General features: G+C 44.7%; 22 protein-coding genes and 1 pseudogene. 19 read left to right on the top strand and 4 right to left on the bottom strand.

The window, feature by feature from the left end:
- The first annotated feature begins 32 nt into the window (after window positions 1-32).
- The 16 genes from sps_RS05125 (at window position 33) to sps_RS05055 (ending at window position 19,016) form a co-directional block, all read left to right on the top strand.
- The gene (locus sps_RS05125; protein ID WP_077751545.1) at window positions 33-2,144 is read left to right on the top strand and encodes a type VI secretion system Vgr family protein; all 2,112 of its coding nucleotides are present in this window, start codon (window positions 33-35) and stop codon (window positions 2,142-2,144) included.
- The gene (locus sps_RS05120) at window positions 2,141-3,130 is read left to right on the top strand and encodes a DUF4123 domain-containing protein (RefSeq protein ID WP_077751544.1); all 990 of its coding nucleotides are present in this window, start codon (window positions 2,141-2,143) and stop codon (window positions 3,128-3,130) included. Before sps_RS05125 ends, sps_RS05120 begins: the two co-directional genes overlap by 4 nt.
- Window positions 3,127-6,459, top strand: coding sequence for a T6SS effector BTH_I2691 family protein (locus sps_RS05115; RefSeq protein WP_077751543.1), 3,333 nt, complete (start codon window positions 3,127-3,129; stop codon window positions 6,457-6,459). Before sps_RS05120 ends, sps_RS05115 begins: the two co-directional genes overlap by 4 nt.
- Window positions 6,459-7,175 (top strand): hypothetical protein, encoded by a 717-nt coding sequence (locus sps_RS05110; protein WP_077751542.1) that lies wholly within the window; start codon window positions 6,459-6,461, stop codon window positions 7,173-7,175. The genes sps_RS05115 and sps_RS05110 overlap by 1 nt, the downstream gene beginning before the upstream one ends.
- Window positions 7,175-8,275 carry a DUF6708 domain-containing protein gene (locus sps_RS05105; RefSeq protein ID WP_077751541.1) on the top strand — a complete coding sequence of 367 codons (1,101 nt, stop codon included), beginning with the start codon at window positions 7,175-7,177 and terminating at the stop codon, window positions 8,273-8,275. Before sps_RS05110 ends, sps_RS05105 begins: the two co-directional genes overlap by 1 nt.
- A 60-nt stretch (window positions 8,276-8,335) precedes the next feature.
- Entirely contained in the window at window positions 8,336-9,382 is a 1,047-nt protein-coding gene (locus sps_RS05100; protein WP_218919632.1) for a hypothetical protein, read from the top strand.
- Window positions 9,383-9,631: 249 nt separating this feature from the next.
- A complete protein-coding gene (locus sps_RS05095) occupies window positions 9,632-10,348 on the top strand; it encodes a hypothetical protein (RefSeq protein ID WP_077751540.1) in 717 nt (238 codons plus the stop codon).
- Window positions 10,348-10,497 (top strand): hypothetical protein, encoded by a 150-nt coding sequence (locus sps_RS28430; protein ID WP_169915684.1) that lies wholly within the window; start codon window positions 10,348-10,350, stop codon window positions 10,495-10,497. The genes sps_RS05095 and sps_RS28430 overlap by 1 nt, the downstream gene beginning before the upstream one ends.
- Window positions 10,498-10,630: 133 nt before the next feature.
- On the top strand, window positions 10,631-11,812 hold the full coding sequence (locus sps_RS05090; protein ID WP_077751539.1) for a hypothetical protein: 1,182 nt from the start codon (window positions 10,631-10,633) through the stop codon (window positions 11,810-11,812).
- Window positions 11,813-11,865: 53 nt separating this feature from the next.
- Window positions 11,866-12,912 (top strand): hypothetical protein, encoded by a 1,047-nt coding sequence (locus tag sps_RS05085; protein ID WP_218919631.1) that lies wholly within the window; start codon window positions 11,866-11,868, stop codon window positions 12,910-12,912.
- Window positions 12,913-13,216: 304 nt separating this feature from the next.
- Window positions 13,217-13,501 (top strand): type VI secretion system PAAR protein, encoded by a 285-nt coding sequence (locus sps_RS05080; RefSeq protein ID WP_077751538.1) that lies wholly within the window; start codon window positions 13,217-13,219, stop codon window positions 13,499-13,501.
- Window positions 13,502-13,780: 279 nt separating this feature from the next.
- A complete protein-coding gene (locus tag sps_RS05075; protein WP_149027217.1) occupies window positions 13,781-14,905 on the top strand; it encodes a sterol desaturase family protein in 1,125 nt (374 codons plus the stop codon).
- The gene (locus sps_RS05070; protein ID WP_149027216.1) at window positions 14,902-15,393 is read left to right on the top strand and encodes a hypothetical protein; all 492 of its coding nucleotides are present in this window, start codon (window positions 14,902-14,904) and stop codon (window positions 15,391-15,393) included. The genes sps_RS05075 and sps_RS05070 overlap by 4 nt, the downstream gene beginning before the upstream one ends.
- A 55-nt stretch (window positions 15,394-15,448) precedes the next feature.
- Window positions 15,449-17,461, top strand: coding sequence for a DUF6531 domain-containing protein (locus tag sps_RS05065; RefSeq protein ID WP_077751535.1), 2,013 nt, complete (start codon window positions 15,449-15,451; stop codon window positions 17,459-17,461).
- Between the two features lie 3 nt (window positions 17,462-17,464).
- Window positions 17,465-18,445 (top strand): transposase, encoded by a 981-nt coding sequence (locus sps_RS05060; RefSeq protein ID WP_077751534.1) that lies wholly within the window; start codon window positions 17,465-17,467, stop codon window positions 18,443-18,445.
- 271 nt (window positions 18,446-18,716) lie between these two features.
- Window positions 18,717-19,016, top strand: coding sequence for an antibiotic biosynthesis monooxygenase family protein (locus sps_RS05055; protein WP_077751533.1), 300 nt, complete (start codon window positions 18,717-18,719; stop codon window positions 19,014-19,016).
- 210 nt (window positions 19,017-19,226) lie between these two features.
- On the opposite strand, the gene sps_RS05050 is transcribed toward sps_RS05055, so the two are convergent.
- Both sps_RS05050 and sps_RS05045 read right to left on the bottom strand, forming a co-directional pair.
- Entirely contained in the window at window positions 19,227-20,480 is a 1,254-nt protein-coding gene (locus sps_RS05050) for a Y-family DNA polymerase (RefSeq protein ID WP_077751532.1), read from the bottom strand.
- Window positions 20,481-20,589: 109 nt separating this feature from the next.
- Complete coding sequence (locus sps_RS05045; protein WP_179948407.1) at window positions 20,590-21,021, bottom strand: LexA family protein; 432 nt, start codon at window positions 21,019-21,021, stop codon at window positions 20,590-20,592.
- Between the two features lie 582 nt (window positions 21,022-21,603).
- Between sps_RS05045 and sps_RS05040 the strand changes: the two genes are divergently transcribed.
- On the top strand, window positions 21,604-22,248 hold the full coding sequence (locus sps_RS05040; RefSeq protein ID WP_077751530.1) for a two component system response regulator: 645 nt from the start codon (window positions 21,604-21,606) through the stop codon (window positions 22,246-22,248).
- Between the two features lie 53 nt (window positions 22,249-22,301).
- On the opposite strand, the gene sps_RS05035 is transcribed toward sps_RS05040, so the two are convergent.
- Both sps_RS05035 and sps_RS05030 read right to left on the bottom strand, forming a co-directional pair.
- Entirely contained in the window at window positions 22,302-25,094 is a 2,793-nt protein-coding gene (locus sps_RS05035; protein WP_237157994.1) for a two component system sensor kinase, read from the bottom strand.
- 246 nt (window positions 25,095-25,340) lie between these two features.
- Window positions 25,341-26,090: pseudogene (locus sps_RS05030) on the bottom strand (S8 family serine peptidase); the annotation flags it as partial.
- 82 nt (window positions 26,091-26,172) lie between these two features.
- Here sps_RS05030 and tnpA point away from each other — a divergent pair.
- Both tnpA and tnpB read left to right on the top strand, forming a co-directional pair.
- Entirely contained in the window at window positions 26,173-26,463 is a 291-nt protein-coding gene (gene tnpA, locus sps_RS05025) for an IS66 family insertion sequence element accessory protein TnpA (RefSeq protein WP_077751527.1), read from the top strand.
- Window positions 26,463-26,807, top strand: coding sequence for an IS66 family insertion sequence element accessory protein TnpB (gene tnpB, locus sps_RS05020; RefSeq protein WP_077751064.1), 345 nt, complete (start codon window positions 26,463-26,465; stop codon window positions 26,805-26,807). The genes tnpA and tnpB overlap by 1 nt, the downstream gene beginning before the upstream one ends.
- Window positions 26,808-26,828: the final 21 nt, after the last annotated feature.

Genomic DNA, 26,828 nt, shown 5'->3' with positions numbered 1-26,828 from the left:
TGGATACAACACCAATAGATAAGGATATTGTCATGGCGCTTTCTGGCTCAGGTTTACGTTTCCACTTCAGTGCCCAAGGCTTGGACGAAGATAGTTTAGATGTGGTCGATTTCAGCTTCATTGAGCATTTGTCGACGCCATTTGAGGTTAAGTTAACGCTACTGAGCAGGTTAGATAACCTCACTGCCGAGTCTATCGTCGACCAAACAGGCTTGCTTACTTGGACGTTAGATGAATCGATTCAGCGTCAGGTGCACGGCATCGTCAGCCAATTCAGTAAGGGCGATACCGGTCATCATCACACCCAATACCAGATAACGTTAGTGCCAGCACTGGCCAGACTCAAGCTCAGGCAGAACAGTCGGATTTTCCAACAGAAAACCGTGCTGGATATTATCGCTACCTTGCTAGGTGAGATGGGGCTAACAGATTATGGCTTCAGTTGTGATCCCAGATTCGAATCTGAGATACGCGAATACTGCGTACAGTACCGTGAGACCGACTTTGAATTTATCAGTCGTCTGGCGGCTGAAGTTGGTCTGTTTTATTTTTTCGAACACACTAAAGACGCACATACATTGATTTTCTGTGACAGTACCAGTAAATTGGCGAGCCTAGGCGCTCCGTTCCCTTACAATGCCATCAGTGGCGGAGTGATCGAGGTTCCCTATGTGAATGCGTTCAGCTTTCAACATCAGATAAAGCCTGCCAGCGTCACCCTCAAAGATAACAGCTTTAAGAAGCCCCAATACAGCTTCCTGCAGACCAGCACAGGCAAAGAGTTAGATTGCCAACGCTTGGATTACGAGCATTTCGATTATCCGGGACGCTACAAGGATGATGCAGCCGGGATCCCGATCACTCAGGTGCGTCAGGAATACCTGCGCCGTGATGCTCAAGTGGCCATCGGTAAGAGCAATATCATGCAGGCCATCAGTGGTTACAAATTCGATCTGATGGAGCATGGGGATAGCAGTCTTAATCGTGACTGGATCATTACCGGAGTGAAACATACCGGTGAGCAAGGCGCCGCAGCGGAAGAGGCCAACACCCAAAAACCTACCCGATATCATAATAAGTTTACCGCCATTCCAGCCAGCTTAGCCTGGCAAGCAAAGCCGAACCCTAAACCTCTGGTTACCGGACCACAGATGGCTATCGTGGTGGGGCCTGAAAATGAAGAAATCTTCTGTGACGAATTTGGCCGGGTTAAGGTGCAGTTTCCTTGGGACAGGTATGCCGATGGCGAGGCTGATGTGAATAAGGGCTCAAGCTGCTGGGTGCGTGTTAGTCAGGCCTGGGCAGGCGGCCAATATGGCATGATGGCCATCCCACGGATTGGTCATGAAGTTATTGTGAATTTTCTTGAAGGCGACCCAGATCAACCTATCATCACAGGGCGTGCTTTTAACGTTATCAACCAAGTGCCTTATCCGTTACCGGCGAATAAGACACGCACAGGGATCAAGACTCAAACCCATAAGGGCGAGGGCAGTAATGAGCTAAGATTCGAGGATGAATGTGACAAGGAAGAGATATATATTCACGCTCAGAAAGACATGAATACCTTGGTTGAAAATGATCAAGCGACACAGATTAAGCACGATCAGCATCTGGATGTAGACAATGAACGCTTTACTCGTATCAAGGCCAACGATCACCTGACAGTAGAAGGTGAGAGTCGCCACAATATCAAAGGCGACATGAGTTTAACCGTCGAAGGTTCGATACAGATGAAAACCGGCAGTGCCTGGATAAATGAAGCGGGCACCGAAGTGCATATCAAGGCTGGGCAGAAGGTGGTTATCGAAACCAGCTCAGAAATCACCCTTAAGGCCGGTGGCAGCTTCGTCAAAATAGACTCAGCCGGTGTACATCTTGTCGGCTCAGCAATCAACCTCAACTCAGGTGGTGGCGCAGGCTCTGGCAGTGGTTTCTCGGGACAAAATGCCTTATTACCTTTAGGCGTAGAAGCGGCGACTGTTGCTGAAAGTGAAAAGATGCAGTTAGCCGAGGCGAGTCTAACCAGTGAAGCTGCAGCTCCTATTATCTTGGATAAGCAACTCACCGCACTTAAAACGGACGATCCAGTATGTGAGGTGTGTGAGGAAAATGAGGACAGCAATGACGGAGCCTCAGCGTGATCATTCCTCAGTTAGAGACTCGCTTGCTGCCTGATTCAAGCGATGAGTATCTCTACCTTCTCCTCGACGGCAGCAAAGTGACTAATTTAGAAAGGGAGTTATATCAAAGGTTAGGTAATCCCCTCTACGAGCCCATCTATCTCTTTGAACCTTGGAATTCACTCAGGGAGTTAAGTCCCTGTTTAGTCCAACTCTCTTTGATTAATAAGGACTACCAGAGTCTATTAACCTGGTTTATTGATAATAGTGACAAGAAGTGGGGCTATCTTTTTAGCTGTAACTCACCACTCGAGGCTCAGGCCGAGATATTGCGTCGCCAGATTAACATAACAACTCCTTATGGCAGCCAAGTGCTATACAAGTTAGCTAATCCAGAGAGCGCTTGGCGTTTGTTTTCTGCAAAGACGCCTTTTTTGTGGCAGGGAGTTAATCGTGTGTGGATCCCATCCGCGATAGGTTGGCATTATCTTATTAATACCGATATTCCTAAGCCAACAGATCATCAAAACTGGCAGCTCACTGATGTCCAGTGGAGTTTACTCGGTGAGGTCAGTTATCAAAACTGTCTCGATAAAATAGCCAAGCACCTGCAAACTTGGTTTCCAGATATCTTAGTTAACTTGCAAGGGGCTAATTTGCAGGAGTCGAAGTTGGTGTCTGGGCAGGCTTCTGGGCAAAAAAAGAATATTCGTTATTGGGCCGATTTTGCTAGAGCCAAAGGATTTACTCTCGAACAAGACTTATTTTATTTTTTTAATATCTTGGCCTATCTAGGTGAAACTGTATTCCTTGTAGAGGGGGAACATCAGCACCCGGAGATGTGGCAACTATTACATCAAAGCTCTGACCAAACGCCATCCCAACGTATCGCCTACGCCGCCCAATTAGCTCAGCAAGCAGCATCTGGTGTAAGAGAATCAAGACAGGATAAAGATTTATCCTCTGGCACCATAAAAGCGTCACAGCGACAGGAACTATACTCATGAGTGATCCCAATAAAGCGGCTAAATGTGCGCCAGCTAAAGAAAGTAATAGTCCTGTCGGACTGTGCCCCCTGCGCTTTAATGAGATAGGCATTATTCCTGTTCGTTATGCTTTCGATGATGTTGATGAACAAGGCAGCGCAGTACATTCACTTCCCGATAGTGCCGAATGGCGAGGTCGATTCAAACCTGTCAATAGTCAATATACATTACGCCAACTTCGTGATGGTTGGCTCTACGTTTACAACCAAACTGCAAAGACGTTCCATGAGTACCAAGTCGAAGGCTTTGAGTTTATAAAAATTGATTGGTCAGATAGCGAAGCCAATAAACCTGCAAGTGAGCGGGGAACACCTGGTGAGCGTAAAAGCTGTTTGATCTATCCTAAGACTGACACCATCCATTTAGTTTTTGCTCATCAACGTTGGACCTGGAGGGTTTGCGAGCACATGCGTTCAAACTCCCAAAGCCGACAAACATGGATGCGTAAGCTGGATCTTAAACGATACAGTTCCACAATGAAGGCGCCACATGCTCAGGATGCGAGAAAACTAGCTGAGTCTGTTGCCGATGTGAGTCTGCAAGGCGAAGCCACGGATGTGTTCGTGCAGACATGTACGCCACTGGTGCCAGATGGCGAGTCAAGGTCTGACGATTTTAAATTAGTCGCAAACAAGCCAGATTGTTCGGACTTAGATTATTTGGCCGATCTGCCCGCTCAAGACTCTGGTGTGTTCATTGCGCTCGATGATCCTTTAGCCGATGTATCTGATCTATTTTTGAAACTCTCAGTTGAAGTGACCGAGCGTGTGGCGATTCTGGGTGATGAAGAAACCATTCATAAGACACAAATGGCAGAGCTAGCACGAAGTTTAGGCCGTGTTCGTGTGGAATACGATGAATTACCCGCATCATTAAAAGAGGACCCGTTACAGGTATTAGCATTTGAAAAGGCCTTGACAAAATATCTCGCCCTTCGTCATCTAGCCGATAATGCCCGAGAGGGGTTAGATAACAATCCAGATATGAGTGATAATGCACTTTTTAAGGATGCACTCACCAACGTCCAAGAAAGAGCCAATCAAAAACTGGCTGAGCTTCAAGCTGAGTATCAATTTACCCCGACTCAAAAGCAAACAGATAAATGGATAGCGAATACGGCTTTTAGCGATGAAGTAAGTTGGAGCGATTTAGATGCATATCTTATAGAGCATTACACCCAGCTTAAAGGCAAAGATGAGCGTATTGCCGCCCTGTATGATGATTTTATGGATGCGTTTACTCAACTGGCCACCGATCCATTAGCCTTGGGGTTAGATAATCAAGACGAGTATGATCAAGCCTACTTACTGACATTGATCAGTCAGTTTCTGATAGTGGTTAAACAAGTACCGACAACAGAGGCGCAAATTAAAGATTTGGATAAAGCCTTGTCGCTGGACTCCCCCAATAACCTGTTTGCCCTCGCTTCACTGGGGTTCTCGATGCAGAACTGGCAAGCCTTAAATGAGCACGTTGACAACATTAGCCAGAGTGTATTATCGACGTCAAGCTCGGGGGATATGACCGCATTGTGGTCTCGCTTAGCGGACTGGGATGGCTTGACCGGTGATACGCGAATTCAAGATAAGGTGTGGTTTAAAGCCCTCGTTGAGCCCGTTCAGCTCAGCTTTTTGGCCCTGCAAAAAGCGGCCATGGGTCAAGCCCTGCACAGTTGGCGAGCCACTATGGACTTACTGTTTCCAAGCCAATGGGCCAAAACCGCAAGTGTACCTAGTCTTTTTGCTAACTTGCGCCTGGTAATATTAGAAACCATGATGACTGAAGAGGCTATCACCACCCGCAACCCTGAGTATAAGAGTGCGAATAAAAGCTTCCATAACAAGCTCAATGTTGCTTTGAAAAATGTTAAGGATGTCACTCACATCAACCCCGGCCAAGTTGCCGCCAAAAAACATCTGATAAACACGGCTAGAGATGCACAGCTTAATATTCAAAGACTGTTCACCAGTGAGCTGCCGCCGCTGATTATGCTAAAAAATGATGCGGTGAACCATGCGGCTAAAAAAATGATTAATGAGTATTTAGAGTCTTTGTGGCGACAGACAAGTGCCACTACTATGACAGCCAGCAAAGCTATTGGCGGTTTTGGCGGAATAGTCGCCGTGCTTAACCTGTGGAATGCATCAGCCATACTACTCGATCTTAAGTTTAAAATGGAGCAAGAGCCGGGTACCGATGCCTTAATCAACCCAGCACTTCGAGAGGCCATATATGTCTCTAGTTATGCGGTCGCATCTGTCCCTGCCGTCTTCATGGGGAAGGTTTGGGATGAGATTATTAAAGATAAAGAATTATTAAAGCAAACTCTGGCAATCACAATTAAAGATGGTACATCAACGGAAGCACAGCTAGCCAAGACATTTGCCAAACATATGGTCATAGTGTCTTCCTTTGGCTTGATAGCAACGGTTCTAGAAACATTTGAAAGTTTCGATAAGCTTTCAGATAGCAGCAATAGCTCAATGGCAAGGGCGGGCTATGGGCTTAAATTTGGGGCTACAGGTGCGCAAGTGGTTGTTTTTGGCTCTCAATTATCACGAACTGTGCTAAGCCGACTAGGTTTAGGTGTCATTGGGAAGGTATTGGCACCTTGGATGGTCAGTACATTTATGGTGGCGGGTATTCTTTATCTGATCTCTATTCTCATCATCAATGTGTTTACCCGCAGCGACTTAGAAAAATGGCTGCGTCAATCGTCTTGGGGAGTTGATAATCAAGCTTGGAGCCACATTGATGAGGTCAAGCGACTCGAGCGCATCATCCATCGGCCACAGGTGAGCTTAAAGAAAGTGCCATCTAGAGTGCCCAGTCAATGGATGGATCCGGGCAGCTTTCAATGGCAAGTTAACATCACCTTGCCGCCTTTTACCCAAGGACGTAACTTAGGTTTGAAAATTATCCGTATACCTAAAAAACAGACCTCTTACCATAGCTCTTACCAGAGCCAAGCGCCGTCGAGCGCTGCATCAGGCCAAAGCGACCATGTAATAGTCAATGAGCAAGAGGGGGTATGGCAACGGGATGATAATAACATCCCGAGCTATAGCTTGATCCTCGGTGGCAGCGATACAGACCATGTGGTTGTAGCTATCAAGATGCCGCTCAACTGGTTAGCGCCCTCGGCAGATCAACATTTATTCTATCTGGCTAAAGGTGTTCAGCCTGGAGCGTTAAATGTCGGCACCCGAGACGCACTCAACAATGACTCAAACAAAGAGTCTCGCAAAGAGATCAGCACACGTATTATTACCGTTGGAGGTAAGCTTTAATGACCAGTAAAGAAGAAATTGCAGAATTAGATCAACAAGTGTACCAAGAGCCGGTACTTTTTGAGTGGGAGTATATTGGTTCGGATATTAAAGGTTGGCTTCGCTTATTGATCGCGATCGGTATCCCTGGGACTTTATTCGGTTCAATAGTACTGTTTGGTGCTAGGGGCACTATCGGAGCGTACGTAGGCTTGTCTGTCATGACGTTATTATTTATTCTTATGGTACGTTATCTATTTTTTCCCGACAGTCATTATCACTATAAACTCACCAAGCTAGGTATTCACTATACTCAAGAAGATTTGATCCCCGAGATAGCCTACACCTTAGTCAGGGGATTTGCCTGGGTCGGTATAGCGGTCTGCTTAATCGCACTGTTTTTTATTGGGCCGCTGGCATTCGTGGGGGCAGGAGCATTCGCCCTGATGGCATTTGGGATGACTAATTTTAAATCAACAATAAACCAGCACAGAATTTTATTCTCCGACACTAATATGTTGTTCAGTCTCAACAATGATGTCTTGTTAGACATCATTCCCCAGAAGAAGCTAGGATTGGCATTTGTGGGGACTATTTACGCGACCTCTTTATCCCAAAAGCAAACTCTGATAGCCGAACTGGTGCCGCAACTGGGTGAGGTTGAGGTGATAGACATCAAGCGGCGCAATGATAAGTATAAGCACCCCGTATATATCGCTGCACGAAGTGAGCAATAGTGAATCTCAGCAACAGTCCGCCAACGGCAGGCGAGCAACGTGATATACCTCTTGGCCAGGCGCTGTTTTTCTCGCCGCTGCCACTGCCAACAGCTCAGGGGGATGGTTTGGATATCAATGGTAGCTTTTCAGAGGTTAACGATGTTTATCTGGATATTGGCACCAGTAATAGTGGCAAAGAGTTTCAGGTGCAGATGTATACTTCGGCGTTATGTTTATTTTGTTTTGTGTGCTTTTTCATGGTGTTAGCTTTTATCTATGTGGAAGGAGCCCAAGATGGTAATACTCATGGTTATGGCTTTTATTTTCAACGAGTATGGCAAGATGACTTTACGGATACCCTGTTATTCATCATCTTAGGGGTTTTACTCTTGTCGGCATACGCCATCCTAAGCACGACTTATCAAAAGTCACGTCAGCGGCCGATGCGTTTTAATCGCCAGCGGCGGGAGGTATGCTACTTCCCATCTGGCAGCGATACGCCTGTAATTTGTCCTTGGGAAGAGTTGATAACTTGGATAGCCAGCAGTAGCGGCACTACGGGCGGAAATTTCTCGACCACCTATACCTTCGGTATGGCGGTAGAAGACAAGGCGAACGATCAATATTGGTTTATTCGTCGGCCTGTAATTAATGTACTCAGTGCGCAAGCCGAGTGGGAAGCGATAAGAGACTTCATGGAAAAGGGGCCTGAAGCTTGCCCTGGTAAAGCTCAACATACCGATCGCCATAGCTTCGACAACAAACGTGCAGAGCTACATCATAGATTTAAACATGGCCCCAAATATTGGTTTAAGATCTCGATGATTGAGTGGAGTATTTCCTATTTTGGTGTGGCTTGGTTTTACATTTGGAATGCCATGTGTTGGTGGAAGTTCCCCTATTATGTAGCTGAGTGGGATTTGAGATTTTCGATGAAAGAAATGCCCGCCAATATTGAGGCTTGGTCATCGGCTCTACCTGAGGATGAGTGGGCTAAGCCGAGCGAAGAGTTAATAGAGCAAACGAAACAAGTGGAAGCACATCTAGCCCGAGGTGGTTTATTTTATGATTTTTTCGCCGCCAATGCTCAAGACACAGAAAATAAGAAAAGCGCTTAAGTCATAGAGCTGTAACGTTTTTTGATGCAGTGACAAACAGGAATTTATTCAGGGACGAAGATGAAAGTAAATAAACAACAAAGCGGCGCTGTTTATAATCTGGAACTGGATTATATTCGCTCAACATACTCCAGTACAGCCTATAACAGCCAAGATATAACGCCGCAGGTGCCAGCAAGGCCCAAGGGCTTCTTGCAACGTCTGCTAACTAAAGGCCAATCGTTTAGCTTTAGGCGACCGACATTGACCATAGCAACCGCTGCTGTTGCACATAACACTCCAAGCCAATGGCCACAAATAGTCGATTTTATCGAAAAAAAGCAAGGCCAAGCAGGTTGGGACGAACAAAGATTAGAGCATGATGTGTTCAGTAGCTGGACTCAGATATATATGATTTTATCTGGATTGGGTAAGGTCAGTTGTCAGTTTTTTTTACCGCTTTTTATCATAGTATTTTTAACTATGCCTCTTTATGATGAAAGAAGTAATTTTGTTGAAGCTTTTGAAGCTTTAGGCTTGGTTTTACTCTATGTTTTTGTTCCCTTAGGTCTGCTCTGGGGACAATTTGAACTTGTAAATCGGGGATATTTTACACCTTGGTTCTTAAAAGCCCAAAAGCAATTTAGCCTGAATCGCCAAACTGGCATGGTGACCTTGTATAAAAGTAACGGTAAGCCCCGCTTTAGCCACCCCTTTATCGAGTTCGACTGCATTTTAGTCTCGGCGCCCAACCAGCAAGGGCTGATTAATTACGCTCTGTATTTAGTACACAGGTATAAAGGTTATTCCCAAGGTATTCCACTACATGGGTTAATGCCTAATAATCAGCCGGTGGCTGAATATCATGCCCTATGGAATATGATCCAGCGCTATATGGATACCAGCCAACCCATGCCAGATGTGTTAATTTTAGAGGCAGCCCGTGAGCGCGACATCACCACGGCCAAGTTTGACTTAGCGGGTAAACGAGGTCACCCCTGCCATTATTGGCGTGAAATGAGTGATGAAGAGTTCACCAAAACGCTTGAAGCCATAAGAGATAAGCAACAAAAGTCACCTATGGTAGGCCCAGTTATTGATATCTTTAAAAAGAGTAAGGCGGCTTAATGTCACCTCATTAGTTAAATTTTATATGTGTAGATAAGGGCAGTGATTAGATGAGTAGTAAAGATGCTGCTCAACTGGTTAGCGCCTTCAAATGAGCACCATTTTGGCATTTTATTAGGGGAATCTTGCTAAAGGTGACGAGGCTGGGGTGCTAAATGTCGGCACTCGGGACTCACTTAGCAATGGCTCAAACAATGATCCCAGCAAAGAGATCAGTACACGTATTATTACCGTTGGAGGTAAGCTTTAATGACCAGCGAAGAAGATATCAAAACATTGGAACAACAAGTTTACCAAGCACCGATACTTTTTGAGTGGGAGTATATTGGTTCAGATATTAAAGGTTGGCTTCGCTTATTATTGGCAATTGGCGGCCCAGGGGCTTTATTCGGTTCAATCGTACTGTTTGGTGCTAGGAGCACTATCGGAGCGTACGTAGGTTTGTCTGTCATGACGTTATTATTTATTTTTATGGTACGTTATCTATTTATACCCGACAGCCATTATCACTATAAGCTCACCAAGCTAGGTATTCACTATACCCAAGAAGATTTGATCCCCGAGATGGCCTACACCTTAGCCAGGGGATTTGCCAGGGTCGGTATCGTTGTCTGCTTAATCGCACTGTTTGTGATTGGGCCGCTGGCATTCGTGGGGGCGGGAGCGTTCGCCCTGATGGCATTTGGCATGACTAATTTTAAATCAAAAATAGACCAAAACATAATATTATTCTCCGACGCTAATATATTATTCAGTCTCAATAATGACGTTTTGATCAATATTGAACCTATGGACGAGATAGAGTTTAATTTTGTCGGGACTATTTATGCTACCTCTTTAGCGAAAAAAGAATCAATTATAGCCGAACTGGTACCGCTGCTCGGTGAAGTTGAAGTGGTGAACATCAAGCGACGCAATGATATATATAAGCACCCCGTCTTCACCTCTAATCAAAGTGAGCAATAGTGGATCTCAGCAACAGTCCGCCAACGGCGGGCGAGCAACGTGATATTCCTCTGGGTCAGGCGCTGTTTTTCTCACCGCTGGCACTACCCACAGCCCAAGGGGATGGTTTGGATATAAATGGTAGCTTTTCAGAGGTTAATAATAACTAAGACACCCACATTTGTTAGCTTGGTATGTCTGATAATATTTATTGATATTACATTAGAAATAAGAATGGGTGTCTTTGTTCTGTTTTTGTAAAATATGAGTAATGAGTAATGAGTAATGAGTAATGAGTAAAAGATGAGTAAAAAAGAGAGTAATGCCAACGAGGCACTGGATTTAACAAACCGGCCGCCAACGGCGGGTGAGCAGCGTGATATTCCCCTAGGGCAAGCGCTGTTTTTCTCACCTCTGCCTCTGCCCACTGTGGAGGTGCTGGGGCTAGGTTTTAATTGCAACTTTTTAGAGGTCAACGATGTTTATTTAGATATCGGTAACAGCAATAATGGTCAAAAGGTTCTGGTGCAGATGGCCATATCTTTCTTAAGTTTTTTTTGTTTTGTGTGTTTGGTCGGCATTTTATTCATGGTTTATGCCGATGCTTTCAAAGATAGCTATGCCTATGACTATGGTTTTTATCTACAGCAAGTGTTGCAAGATGAAGTGATAAATACGCTGTTATTCATCATCTTAGGTTTTGTACTTTTGTCGGCATACGCCATTCTAAGCAGGACTTATCAAAAGTCACGCCTGCGGCCGATGCGCTTTAATCGCCAGCGGCGGGAGGTATGCTACTTCCCATCTGGCAGCGATACGCCTGTAATTTGTCCTTGGGAAGAGTTGATAACTTGGATAGCCAGCGATACTCCAAATGGTCTATTGGACAAATTAACAAACAACTATGCAATGAATAGGTACGGACTAACCAATATCTCGACCACCTATACATTTGGTATGGCAATAGAAGACAAAAAAAATGATAGATATTGGTTTATTATCCGGCCTGAGGCTGCGCCCTTAGCACAAGGCGAGTGGGAAGCAATACGATGTTTTATGGAAAAGGGGCCACAAGCTTGCCCTGCTAAAGCTGAGCATATCGATCGCCATGTCTTCGATAACAAACGCGCCGAGTTACACCATAGGTTTAAACATGGGCCTAAATATTGGTTTAACTTTTCGATGATTGAGTGGAGTACCTCATATTTTGGTGTGGCTTGGTTTTACATTTGGAATGTGATGTGTTGGTGGAAGTTCCCCTATTATGTGGCTGAGTGGGATTTGAGATTTTCAATGAAAGAAATGCCCGCCAATATTGAGGCTTGGTCATCGGCTCTACCTGAGGATGAGTGGGCTAAGCCGAGCGAAGAGTTAATAGAGCAAACGAAACAAATGGAAGCACATCTAGCCCGAGGTGGTTTATTTTATGATTTTTTCGCCGCCAATACTCAGGCTGACGCAGATAAAAAAGGGCTTAAGTTATAGAGCTGTAACATTTTTGGATGCAGTGACAAACAGGAATTTATTCAGGGACGAAGATGAAAGTAAATAAACAACAAAGCGGCGCTGTTTATAATCTGGAACTGGATTATATTCGCTCAACATACTCCAGTACAGCCTATAACAGCCAAGCAATAACGCCGCAGGTGCCAGCAAGCCCCAAGGGCTTATTACAACGCTTGTTAACTCAAGGCCAAGCGTTTAGCTTTAGACGGCCGACAAGCACTATTTCAACCAGCTCTGTGATAACTGAAACGCCCAGTCATTGGCAAACAGTACTTGAATATATCACTAAGACACAAGAGCAGGCGGGCTGGGATGAACAAAGGCTAGAGCAAGAAGCCTTTAGTAGCTGGACTCAGGTCTATATGATCTTATCTGCGGTGGGTAAGATCAGTTGTCAGTTTTTTTTGCCTCTTTTCATTTTAGTTAGTTTATTTATGCCTCTTTATTATGAGCACATTAGTTTCAGTGACTCTGTTGAAAGTTTAGGTTTGATCTTGCTCTATGTTTTTCTTCCACTAGGTCTGCTCTGGGGCCAGTTTGAGCTCATGAACCGAGGCTATATTACCCTGTGGTTTTTAAAAACCAAAAAGCAATTTAGCTTGAATCGCCAAACTGGCATGGTGACCTTGTATAAAAGTAACGGTAAGCCGCGTTTTAGCCACCCCTTTATCGAGTTCGACTGTATTTTAGTCTCGGCGCCGAGCCAGCAAGGGCTGATTAATTACGCCCTGTATTTAGTCCACCGGTATAATGGTTATTCCCAAGGCATTCCACTACACGGTTTAATGCCTAATAATCAGCCGGTGGCTGAATATCAGGCCCTATGGAATATGATCCAGCGCTATATGGATACCAGCCAACCCATGCCAGATGTGTTAATTTTAGAGGCAGCCCGTGAGCGCGACATCACCACGGCCAAGTTTGACTTAGCGGGTAAACGAGATCACCCCAGCCATTATTGGCGTGAGATGAGTGATGAAGAGTTCACCAAAACGCTTGAAGCCATAAGAGATAAGCAACAAAAGTCACCTATGGTAGGCCCAGTTATTGATATCTTTAAAAAGAGTAAGGCGGCTTAATGTCACCTCATTGGCTAAATTTTATATGTGTAGATAAGAATAATTAAGACACCCATATTTATTAGCTTGGTATGTCTAATAATATTTATTGAGATTACATTAGAAATAAGAATGGGTGTCTTTGTTCTGTGCTGCATCTCGATAAGTTTGAGGTGGTGGGCATCAAGCGCCGCAATGACGAGTACAAGCAGCCCGTATATATCGCTGCACGAAGTGAGCAATAGTGCTACTAGCCCGTTTTCAGGCTATTAACTAATACAAAACGACTACAAAACGACTAAACATATTCAGAAGGAGTTGAGAGATGGGCAATGCAGTGAAGTTAGGCGATATGGGATTAGATCATGATGGTTTTCCACCCACGGCAGTGATTGCTGCTGCCTCGACGGTCAAGGTCGATGGCGTTCCTTTAGCGAGAAAGGGGGATGCATTAGCACCTCACGATAAACCCAATAATCCACCCCATCCTCGTGCTATTTCCGCAGGTTCTGGAACAGTATCAGCCGATGGCATGCCCGCAGCCCGCAGTGGCGATGCCGTCGATTGCGGTGGCTCGTTAGTCGGTGGCGGCACCGTCAATATTGGTTAATAGGCAAACTTGATAGATAGTGGCCAGAAGGGGCTCTGGTTCAGGGCTCTTATTAGCGCTCTGGTTTAGTGCTCTGATAATAGTTGCTAGTACTGTTCATAGTGCTTGTAGCTTGTGATAGTTTTTGTTGGTTTTTATATCAGCACTCTTATAATTTTGAGCGTTAATTCGGTAAGACAAACAGCTGTTCAAAGAGCCGTAGGGTGGTAAACAGTTTTCTATATTGTTAAATTAACGGATAGGGACTGTTTGTCATTCACATATTAAATGGATGTTTTTATGCTAAATAAGCTAGTGAAAGAGGGAGAGTTACGTTTAGGTGAAGGTAGGATCAGTGGCTATATTGCGTGTTTACTCTCCTTTTTATCGTTGCTTGGGGTGCTGGCATTTCATTTTCCCGAATATTTAACGACACCTGAGCTGAGACAAAATTACAGTGTGAGCTTATTAAGGCAAATTATGTTCTTTGCTTTAGTCATTTCTGGGAGTCTGGGCTTACTCAATTTTGTCCGTAAAAAAAATAAACGCTTAGGCATGCTTGCCTGGTTGTTTGTGATTATTGCAATAGCGCTCGGTGGCCACAGAGTGGAAGTAGGGGACTTTGATGATAATACCCCTTACTTAGGTTTAGATTGGTTTATCCTGGATCTTTTAGGCTCGACTCTTATTTTTGTCTTCATCGAAAAATTGTTCCCTCATAGGTCTAAACAAGTCATCCTCAGGCCTGAATGGCAGGGGGATCTGAATCATTTTTTCGTTAATCACCTGGCGGTCGGCTTTGTACTCTTAGTGGCTAATCGTTTTGTGCACGAAGCGTTTGGTTGGGCTATTTCGACCGATATACAGGGTTTTATATCCAGTCTGCCATTTTTACTACAGCTTTTCTTCATCATCCTGGTTGCCGATTTGGTTCAATATATGGCGCACAGGGCTTACCACGAAGTGCCTTTTTTATGGCGATTTCATGCCGTGCATCACAGCGCTAAACATATGGATTGGTTGGCAGGTTCAAGGCAGCATATTTTAGAGCTAATCATCACTCGGTGTCTGGTACTAACGCCAATATTTGTATTGGGTTTCCCCGAAGAGGTGATTGGGCTTTACGTTATCATTGTCGGCCTACAGGCTGTGTTTAATCATGCCAACGTTCAAATCAATCTAGGTTGGTTAAGGTACATCATAGTCTTACCTCAGTTTCATCACTGGCATCACTCCTCGGATAGTGCAGCAATTGACAGAAATTATGCGGCACACTTTTCGTTTATTGATTACCTATTGGGAACCGCCGTGCGTGATCAAAAAGAGTGGCCGGATGAATATGGCGTAGTAGGCGACTATATGCCTGAAGGCATGTTGAAACAGCAAGCGTTTCCATTTAAAAAAGTCGATAAACTAGGAATGTGAATATGATACAAGGATCATCGATAAAAGCAGGTGTTAGCCTGATAACTCTGTTGCTGCTGACGGCCTGCCAAAGTGAAGTTTATGAACTTCAAGGCTGTGATGACAGCAATTTACAGGCGGCCCCTCCGACGCTGGAGGCTATTAATCAGATAAAGCTGGCTATGAGTGAACATCATGGCACGCTTGAATCCCTTGATGAAATGGATAAACAGGCATGGAAGCATGAAGCCGCGTTATTGAATCGTACTTTTTTTTGTGAGGCAGGTTATAGCTTAAGCCAAACATACGAGGCTTTTTATGATGACAAATGGGAAGATGAACCGAAATATGCTCCCCTACATCAGTTTGATGGGCTTTTCATATTAGGCGCCTATCTTATCCAAGATGATATGGATAAGGCCTTGGAACTGGGCATTATTAATCAAGCGACATACAGTGAAATTAAACTTTGGCAGGATGCTGAATTTACTGAAATAACCTTTGATTAATAAAGGCTTGATTGGATTAAGTTGCAGTGAACATATTGAAAGATAGCAAAGCCTGATGAATGCATTTGATTTGAATGCACGAACGGTTAGTAGTGAAGGCTGCAGTACCCAAGCAGAGCATATCGACATGGCCACAGGTTATGTGCTTGAGCGGCGCACCGACTTTACCCTTTCAGGGCGATTCCCTCTGCTGCATAAACGTTTTTATCATTCAGGCAGAATGATGAGCCCAGGGCTGCTTGGCACCCGTTGGCGCTGTTGGTGGGATATGAGCCTGCAATGTGACGGGGCGTCGGTGACTTTTACCGATGAGCAATATAATCAGGGCGTGTACACCTTACCGATAGCGGGAAGCGAAAGCCGGTTTCCCCCTCTGCCTCAATGGCGATTATTGCGCCGTGGTGATGATCTGTTGATGAGGCACGTCGATGGCCTTAGTTATCGCTTTGGTCACGCCTTTGGTGACAAGTTGCTTCTTTCTCGTATTAGTGATGGTAAGGGCAATGAGCTAACTTTCACCTATCATGGCGCAGTCCTGAGTCATATTATCTTGGCCGATGGCCGGCAGATCCGGGTGGATACTCATTTGGGCCGCATCAAGCAGCTGACCTTACTCACACCACAAGCGCTGCCTATCCAAACCTTGGTTCGATACGAGTATAATCCGCTTGGCTATATGACCTCTTGTCGTGCAGGGCCCGGCGAGAGTTTTGATTATCGTTACAGCAGAAATGGTTTTCTATTACGAAGTTCTGACTTGAGTCTCACCTGGCTTGAATTTGATTATGATGTAAAGGGACGCGCTCTTGCTATACGTGGTGCCGAGGAGCGTTTTAATGCTCAACTTAGATACGATGACGAGCAAGGTGTTGTGTATTACAAGAGTCTGTTTCATGGGTTCAGGCAATATCACATAGATGATCAAAACAACATCTCTCGCATTGTTTTTTCCAATGGTGATGAAACGGCCAATGAGTGGCGGGACAATTGCCTTATCGCTCAAATCAATGCCCGGAGAGAGTCTTGTCATTTTTCCTATAATGATTTTGGCCAAGTGACGGCAATGAGTATCTTGGATGATAAAATCTGGGAGTATAGCTACGATGACTCGGGACGATTGACGCAATACATAAATTCAAAGGGTGAGGTATGGTCATACCGATATGATAATAAAGGCAACCTTGTTAGTGTATCCGATCCTTTTCTTATGCAGTGGTTTTATCAATACACCAGTTTGGGTCAATTGGCTTGGGTCATCTCACCGGATACTAGCCAAACTGGTTATCGCTACAACCGATTAGGTCAGTTAGTGACTATTTTGCTTGCTGATGGTGGAACTGTCGTTTTTTACTACGATGGGCTCGGCCGATTAGTTAAGCGATGTCAGACTTTGGCCGATGGAAGTAAAGAGGGTCGTCAATTCTGGCAGTATAAGTCAGGCATGCCTCATCCCTGTGCCTGGGTTGATGAAGATGGCCTGCAAGCTAATTTTACTTACGATGTAACAGGGCACTTAATCGGTGTGACGAACTCCCAAGGGCTCAAGCATGATTATGAGTATGGCGCATTCGATACCTTGATAACTCATAGCACTCCACAGGGGCGAAACTTTTATCAGTATAATCACAATTGCCAGCTCATTAGTGTGAGTGAAGATAAGCAAATTGCAGATTCATCTTTGTATTTTCATTCTCACCAAGGGCAAGCTGTTCAGGCGATGACAACTCAGCAAGTTGTGTCTCAACAAAGCATTACTGTATTCGCTTATGATGCTGTGGGCAGGCTCGAGAGCAAAACCTTAGCCGATGGTACTAGTGTGCATTTTTATTATGATGCTATCGGGTGCTTAGTGCAGCAACAGAGCCGTACTAAAGAGGGGAGAGTCGCTACCAATATCACCCATGAGTGTGATGAAGTCGTACATCAGCTTAGGGTCTTGAGCCCGGATGCAGCATTAACCTTCGAATATGAAAAACTCATGGTTCCCCAAACAAGATTATCAAGACACCCAAAGTTAAAAGAGTCAATTTATGAGCTAGGCTTAAATAAAATAGCTGTTGAGGTTTGAGTTATGCCTACACCAAGAAAAGCACTGGTTAGTTTAGAGGATACTCCCTATTATCACTGCGTATCTCGTTGTGTTAGAAGAGCTTATTTGTGTGGTGTAGATCATTATAGCGGTCAATCTTATGAGCATAGGCGTGACTGGGTCGAAAGTCGATTGCTAGAATTAGCTGGAGTGTTTGCTGTTGAAGTTTGTGCTTATACAGTAATGGGTAACCATTTACATGTGGTGTTGTGTATCGACAAAGAACAAGCATTAGCCTGGACAGACAATGAGGTATTAGTTCAATGGCATAAGCTATTTAAGGGAACGTTATTGACCCAAAGCTTTGTTAATGGGGATGATCTTAATGCCTATGAGCTGAAAACAGTTAAGGACAGTACCTTTGAATATCGCCAACGCTTGATGGACATATCTTGGTTTATGCGCGCTTTGAATGAGCCAATAGCGAGAAAAGCCAACTTTGAGGATAACTGCAAAGGCAGATTTTGGGAGGGGAGGTTTAAGTCTCAAGCACTTTTAGACGAAGCGGCTGTATTGGCCTGTATGGCTTATGTTGATTTGAACCCTATACGAGCGGGCATTGCTAAGACTCCTGAAACCTCTGATTTTACCAGTATTCAGCAACGTATAAAGTCGGCCTTAGTAGGTGAACAACCCAATCACTTATTTCCGTTTATCGATAACGAACGAAAGAATATGCCTAAAGGGCTATGTTTTAGCGTAGAAGAATACTTAAAGTTAGTCGATGACACTGGTCGTATCATTCGTAACGATAAACGCGGTTCCATCAGTGAAAGCTCACGACATACTCTACATAGGCTCAATATCCCGGAACAGAATTGGCTAAAAATAACGTCAGAGTTTACTCGGTTGTTTAAGGGGCCTGTGGGGACTTTACAAGAACTAAGTCGTTACTGTGATCATTTAGAAAGAAAGCGCAGGCAAGGGGCGGCTAACTGTCATAAATGGTTAGATAGCGCCTAGTATATATTTATCCGTTTTGCTTAATAAAATAGTATAAAACAAACCGAATATCCATTCGGGGTTTTGTGTTTTCCTTATTTTAATATTTCATCTGATTTTAGTTTTTCTTGGCATTTCTTAATGAGTTACTCATTAAGAAATGCTATTTATCATATGTGGCAATTGATGATATAGAAGAGTCGTGGCACACTGGGTTTCGCGGTGATTTTTACGTGTTTTTAATGATTGTTTTTTATCATAATAATTTTGGATGTCTTTGTTTGGAGGGGTTATGTATATTGTTGCGAACCGTATTCCGGTGTCGGTGGATTGGCAGGATGAGTTTGAAAATAGGTTCCGTCAGCGTGTTGGTCAAATTGATAAACAAGCTGGCTTTGTTTCCATGCAGATCTTGAAACCTATTAGTGAGGGCGCACCTTATGTCGTTTTTACCACTTGGCAAGATGAAGCGGCTTTTGAGGCGTGGATCCACAGTGAGGATTTTAAGCTATCTCATCAACATCCTTTACCCAAGGAAGCGTTTACCGGTAGGCCTATGATTGAAAAGCATCAGGTGGTGATATCGACTTAAGGTGAGTTTAATGCCTGAGAGATTCACCTAGTGCGGATGATGTTTGAAATAAATAAAGCACTTATGCTGGGTTACATTTCTCGATATATGACTCTGATGGTATTGCTTCCGGCTGGATTTACCTAGTTCATATTATTCGTTTCAGGATCCTGTTAATGCTTTTTAATTTCACTGGGAGATGGCAGCGGTCACTGATACTAAAAGTTAAATTTAGCAATAGATCCTGGGGATGTCTTGCCAGCTGGTGGTGTATTGAGGTGTGAGATATTCTCGTCTCATGTGCCACTTTGCAGTGATACCTTGTGCCGCCATAAACATAGAGTCGGAGCCGTATCTGTGATTGAGGGAATCATAAACCTGCATTAACGCTGGGTTTCTCGGTGAGGCAAACAGATCCAGCTGATTATGTGACTCACTGATGAGATCGATGAGACCGACTCCTACCTTGTAATAGCGAACCCCTGCTTTAAATTGTTGCTTGGCTATTTGAGTTACTATTTGGGTTATTTCACCTGTGTCATTAGTGGGATAAGCAAACCTGTGAGTGAGTTTAAAGCCTGTTGGCTGCTCATCGAAAGGGGAGTTGGAGGCGAAAATAAGCAGTACTGAGCACAATGAACCTTGCTCCCTTGCCTTGCTGGTGGCGATACCGACATGTTTACTGAGGGCTTGCTGCAGGGAGTTTGAATCTGTGATCCTCTCTCCCATGCTACGGGTCGAAAAGATCTGTTGTTTATCGGCTCTGGCTTGATCCCAGCCCTTACACGGCTCACCGTTGAGTTCTCGCACCGTACACTCCATCTCGATACTGAACTGTTTTCTGGCCAGTCCCGGTGCCATTTGAGACAGTGCATAGGCCGATTTTATTCCCATCAAATCCAGCTTCTTGGATAAGCGCCTCCCTACGCCCCAGATATGATTGGGCTTTATCTGGGAGAGAATCGCCTTTCGTTGGGCTGAGTTATCGATGACACAGACCCCATTGTAGTCAGCGAGCTTCTTAGCGGCGTGGTTTGCTACCTTAGCTAAGGTTAAGGTCTCTCCCATGCCAACGGATACAGGTAAGCGAGTTTCCTTCCATACTGCACGCCGCAATGCCTCACCGTGCTTGACTAAGCAAGGTATGGCAGGATAACAATGTTTAAACGACAGAAACGATTCATCTATGCTGTAGACATGCTGATCCGGTGCAAAACGACCAATTATCTCCATCATGCTGGTGGACAGTGAGCCATAGAGTTCATAGTTCGAACTTAAGGCGATAATACCTAAGCGGTCACAAAGAGCCTTAATTTTGAAGTAAGGTTCAAACTTAGGGACCCCGGCATCGACGGCTTGACGGTTGGCGGCGACGATACAGCCGTCGTTGTTCGACAGGACCACAATAGGGCGGCCACGCCACTCGGGGCGGAACACCTGCTCGGCACTGCAGTAGAATGAATTAGCATCGACGAGAGCGAACATCAGATCTCCTCTGAGTGAGTTGATTCAGCAGGCTCGTTAACTCTGGTATCCATTCTGGTATTAGCGCTAGTGTTCACTAGTATGACAAAGTATGTATCAATAATTTTCATTAGTTAATTGCTGACTCGACGGCTAGCCCCTTTATCAGTAGAGGACTGGGTCGATGACAGCGTATAGACCGTACGACGATACCTTCGACACTGAATTGATCGTACTCATGTATGACCACAGGTTGGTGTTCATCGCTAGCCGAGAGTAACATTCGTCTTTTGGTGTCAATAATTTTGCAGACAAAGTTGCCATTATAATTCGCCACTATTATGTCCTGGTTTTGTACTTTTACATGCCTGTCGACGATGAGAATGTCGCCGTCATAAATTCCCACATTTTGCATCGAGCTACCACTGGCTTGACCGATAAAAGTGGCGCTAGGATGCTCAACGAGCAGCTCATCCAGACTTAAAGGCAATTGTTTGTAATCGGTAGCCGGGCTTTCGAAGCCGGTTATTCCCGCACTGGCTGAGATGGGGATCATTTTGATCATGGTCGTTTTACCCTGAACTGTATATTTATACAGTTATAAGTCTAGCAGTAATCTAAGTGGTGGCAATCTTTTTCGGGGTTATGCAGGTAGAACTTTGAAGCTGGATTGTCCCTTAATCTGGCTTATGGACAAAAGCGGCTGATTTTCAGCACTTTTTGTTAATTGGGTTAGATTGGATATATTCAATGACGGTAATGAGTGAGAGTGTTGGTGAGGGTAAAGGCCTCGTTTTTCAAAATAGGTCATTGTTTACCAGCGGGCTAAGCAGATAAAGAGTGATTGCTAGATATCCCTGTAAACTTCGTATATTTGGTGAATAACGCTTGGGTGTAGATAGAGATATCTTAACCTACACTCGGAGTGATATACGGTATAAATGAGGCTGTAACTGAGTTTGGCGTGTTTTATTGTAATGAGCTGGTATCAGTTTTATTGGTGGTAATAAAGCACAATCTACTGCGCACTAAGTCTTGACAATTCGACTGAAAGCCCTTCAATATGCAGATGATTGTGATCAAGATCAGTTTAATGTTATCTGGATAATACAGGTAACTCCAACTCTCTTCTGGAGGTGAGCCTATGACGTTTGGCCAGTACAAGGCGATAAATATATTGGTAGTAGACGACCATTCGTTAATTTTTGATGGATTATGTAGCTGCTTAGCCCCATATTCCGAGTTGAATTTGGTGGGATTTGTTGAAGATGGTTTAGCTGTGTATGAGCAATGTTTAAAGTTAACACCGGATCTGGTATTTATGGATCTTAAATTACCGGGCATGAGTGGCTTCGATGTTATCCGTCAGTTACGTCAACGTTGGCCGGAAATGATGATCATTGTGCTGACAGCTACCGTTGAGGAGAAGAGTGCCCGTGAGGCATTGGATGTCGGAGCCAATGGCTACGTACTAAAAAACAGTTCGAAAAGTACCTTATTAGCGGCAATTAAATCAGTCAGTAAAGGCAAGACTTTTATCGACCCGAGTCTGGACGAGCAACAAGTTGAAGCCCTGATCGGTGCCGTCGATGGTGATATGCCGATGTTGACTCCGAGAGAACAACAAGTGCTCAAGTTGATCTGTGAGGGGCGTCGCAACCGGGATATCGCAGAAGATTTAGTCATAGGTTTGAAGACGGTTGAAACCCATCGAATGAATTTAATGCGCAAACTCAACGCACATAATGTGGCCGAATTGATGCGTTGGGCCCAAAGGTTGGGCTCTTAGTTCTGTTCTTGTGATGGCAGGATTGATACTGACCGAGTATAAGCGTGCAATCATCATGTGTTTGTCTCGCTGTTTAATGCCTGAATTAGCGCCTCAAGGGGCGCAAACTCCTCCAAATTTAAACACGCTTCGGCTTCCAGGGCGACCTCTAAGTCGGCAGCAACTTCAGAAATGTTTTTTATTCCCGCCAGACCCGCGCTGCCTTTAATCGTATGCAGTACATCACTGAGGGGTTTCCATTCTTCTTGATTAATATGCAGTTTGGCTTGCTCGACCATATCGGTTAAATGAGCGGCCAGTCGCTGATTTAGATCGGTGTGGGAGACATCGATCATAGGTGTGTCGATATCGGTATTGATGACCAGAGGCATATCACGATCCAGTTGCAGATCTGCCGCCCCTTCAAGTGCCATATTTAACTGCTTCAATGATACAGGCTTAGTCAAGTAGCTGTTCATCCCTGCGGCTCGAATGATGTCATGCTCCATAGGGTTAGCGTTTGCAGTGAGGGCAAAAATAGGGCATTCGGTGTCCAGAATATCTTCACTTTCACGCCACTTTCGTGTGGTTTGATACCCATCGAGTCCGGGCATGCGGATATCCATCAATACCAGATCGAAGATATGGCACATTCCTTTTTGCAATGCCGCCTCACCGCTGCTGACACTGAATACTTGTTGACCCAACTCGAGTAACATCTTGCCGATAATATCCCGATTAGTATCCACATCATCCACCAGCAGAATTTTTAGCCTCCAGGGGAGCAGAGCCAACGTATGACTGCTTTGTTTGCGAGGCAAGTCGTGGCGTATCTCATGTAGACGTTGCCAGAGGCGGGCGGGCAGGTGATTAAGCTCAGGGTTATCTAACTCCTCATTATCACCCTCTATCGGTTTAATTCCCCATAATGCTAACTGTTTGTGCAGGGCAAGTGGTGCTGTGATGGTATCGTCTGGTAAGGCTAAGGGGGCTGTGGCTTGAGACAGGGGCAGATCTAACACAAAGGTGCTGCCTTTGCCTAAGGTGCTAAACATGGTTAACTGACCTTGCATCTTCTGGGCGAGTTTAGACGATATGGGTAAACCAAGTCCTGTGCCAGGTTGGTGGTGACAGCTTTGAGCAAAGGGTTCGAATATTCGTTGCTGATCTTGAATGTTTATGCCATCACCTGTGTCTTCAATGCTGAAATAGAGATGGTTTTCAACAACCTCTATACGCAATAAAATATAACCTTCCTCCGTGAATTTGGCCGCATTTCCCAGTAGATTGACTAAGATCTGTCTCACTCTTAAGGGGTCCAGTAGTGCTTTTTCCGGGACATTAGCGTTAACGATGCATTCCAGTGAAATGGGCTTGTTTACAATTCTGCTTTGTATGGTGATCATGGCATTGTCGGCCAGTGTCAACACGGGATAGAGTTGATAATTTAACTCAATTTGATCGGCTTCTATGCGGGAAAAGTCGAGCAAGTTATTGATAATGGCTAACAGGGAATTTGCACAGTTATAAGCCGTGTCTCTGAGATCCATCTGTTTAGTGGTGAGCTCGGTATTACGCAGCAGTTCCAATGAACCGGTTATGCCATTGAGTGGGGTGCGGATTTCGTGACTAATATTGGTTAAATGTTCAGTCTTACGTTTATTAGCCTTTTCCGCTTCCTCGGTGGCAATGGCCAGTTCATGGGTTCTTGTTTCGACTTTCTTTTCGAGTACATCATAATTTTCTTTGACCGTATCCAATAAGTGATTATAGGCCTTGGCTATCTGACCTAATTCATCTTTTCTGTCTACGGGGAGGCGCCGCTCTAAGGTCGGTTGGCTGTCACTGTTAATTATGCTGACAAAGTGGCCAATAGGTTTGGCAAAATTGATGCGCAACACATTGAGCAAGATGAAAGACATAAAGGCCAGAGAGAGGAGTGACCAGGGCAATTCCGCGAAGAAGGGGGTTAAGGCCATATCTTTCAGAAAATCATTTGATATCAATGTGATTTGTTGCCATCCAGGGCCATAAATATGATCTTTAATCACATAGTATTCACCTAAGGGATGTAGAACCCGCTTTTCATTATCTGGGTGGCTGCTGTTAAACTCGTGTTTTAAGGTATTGATGGTCTCAGGTGACAAGGCCAACACAGATTTAGAGAATAGTTCACCTTCCGGTGTCATGAAAAAACTGACATCCCCAGGCCCTAATGAATTATTGAGATCCGTAACTGAGACTAGGTTTATCCCAAAACCTACCTGGGGAGCGTCAGGATTAGCCGGATCACTGGAATAACTGAATATGAGGTGATAATCACCGGATCTTTTATCAAGAATGGGGGCTCCCCAACGATAACCATCGAGGGATTTTTTACTCGTCAGTTGTTTTATCTCTTCGAGCCTTACCTGAAAATACTCTTCGTCTGCATTGGAGTCCGCATAAATAGCGATCCCTTTATGAGGCTTATAGATGAAGCTATCTAAATATCTGTGTTGGCCCGCATTACCAAAAGTCTGGGCAATCCACATGCTTAAGGTGTCATTTTCTTTATTAGGGTTTTCTGCCAGAGGAAAATAATGAGCGACTATTCCTTGGGCATTGATCTCATTCATGGATGAGAATTGATGTAACTGCTTATCGAGTTGACGAGCATCATAGCGGGCATCGGAAAATAGGGTGTTACTTACCTGAGACCTCAAGTCACTTAGTTCACCGTAGGCTATCTGAGCTCGGTGGAGGGTGCGGGAAAAGGTGTTGCTGTAAGCTTGGTATTCAATCATGAGCCAGAGACTGACGAGGACGGCGGTAAATGATACTGTGAGTTTGGTGACCAGTGAGGCTTTCCATTTTATCTTCATCATCTTCTTCCATCTGTTGCCAACGGCAATCATAAGTTATTGTTAGAAAGTACCGTAAAAACAGAGTACTTGCATCGAATATTTGTTATTTCCCACACTAGGCATAATTGACTCTGTATAGGGTTACTGATATCAGCTTGAGTCAAGTTTGCGATATTGGCTATCAGGTGAGTGACTGAGAGAGCCATGTTTCATACTCTCCCAAGTGTTCAATTACAGTTCATCATTAACCCGAGTGCTGAATGGTCCATCGACGGGGCCATCGCAAGAAACATCCAGAAAGGCCTTGGCTGCGGGAGCATTAATCAGACCAAAACCGGTATAGATATCACGACCCGGAGCTTGTAAATCTTCGGCTGTGGCATCGAGAGCAACGCGTATTTGAGCGGCACTGCATTCTGGATGATAACTCCACACTAAGGTCGCAATTCCAGACGCATGAGGCGTCGCCATGGATGTGCCGTTGTAATATTCGTAATCTTCGTTGTCGGTGTTTGATATTGTGACAGTCGAGCCCACTTGTGCGGCTAAAGCTTGACCTGTACTACGGTCAACAGAGACTGATACCAGATGGAACTCATCTTCTTCATCGACTAAGAAGGGGTTTTGCAAGCCTGGAAGCTCGGCATTGCTGTAAACTATGACCGCGCTCGCCCCAGCATTGCCACAGGCTCTCACTGCATCAATTTCGGGAAATGTGTCACCTTGATTGCCAATTCGCTCAACCAGACAGATCTTATCTTTCATGTTCTGGCAATTAAATTTTCCCTCTGTGGTTGAACATAAGGCAAGCGTTGCGGTGACATCACCGAATACAGGGCTTGAAATCATGTCCATGTCAGAGAAGCTATAACGAGAATGGGGAACGATGCCATTCTCAAAGTAGGAGTGTCCCTCGACAGAGATATCGGCAAGACGTCCTTCGCCTAAGGTTACCGTGGATAATATGGCTTCTCCCGGGGCTGAAATCTCAACTTGGCTGGTGAACTGAGAGAAGGAGGGTAACCGATCAATATAGGACGTCTTCCTAAGATCATTTGATGTGGCTACTCTCAGGGTAAACCTAATACTGAGAATGCTCATGGCTAAACCTCATCTCACCGACGCTCAAAAATCTACCCTCCTGGACAAGTGGTGCACAACGCCTTTATCTATGCAGGACTTCTGTCATCAGGAGAACATTTCAACTTCTTCTTTCAATCGTTGGCGCCAGCAGTTAACGGTTCCTCCAGAAATCCAGGCTACCGAAGCCGACTGGATAGCGCTTGAGCCCGCTAAGCAAGATAAGCTTCCCGTGTTACCTGACCCAAAACCAAACTGGAACATTGAGCTTGTGCTCCCTGGTGATGTCATTTTACGACTACGATACTGATGTTATTGCCCAGTCCGGATTTACGCATATGGTTGTATGCCAAACCCGTGGACATGCGCAAGCAGTTTGATGGCTTAATCGTATTAGCTAAGCACCAACTCCACGCTTCTCCCATGAGTGGTGAGCTGTTTGTGTTCATTAATCGCAAGCAGACCATGATGAAGGTGCTGTATTTCAGTCGCGGAGGATACTGTTTGTGGAGTAAGCGGCTTGAGTTAGGCCGCTTTCATCACGTTGAGGGTAACGGGGATAAAATCAATCTCACCTGGACTCAACTACAGTGCCTCATCGAAGGCATTAATTGGCAAAAACAAGTGAAAAACAAACGGTTTAGTTCGTTATAACTGGCTGTTTTTGATATAATA

Origin of the sequence: Shewanella psychrophila (genome assembly GCF_002005305.1) — a bacterium.
Taxonomy (GTDB): domain Bacteria; phylum Pseudomonadota; class Gammaproteobacteria; order Enterobacterales; family Shewanellaceae; genus Shewanella; species Shewanella psychrophila.
The sequence above is the reverse complement of the archived record's forward strand: the minus strand, read 5'-3'. Positions and strand labels throughout refer to the sequence as shown.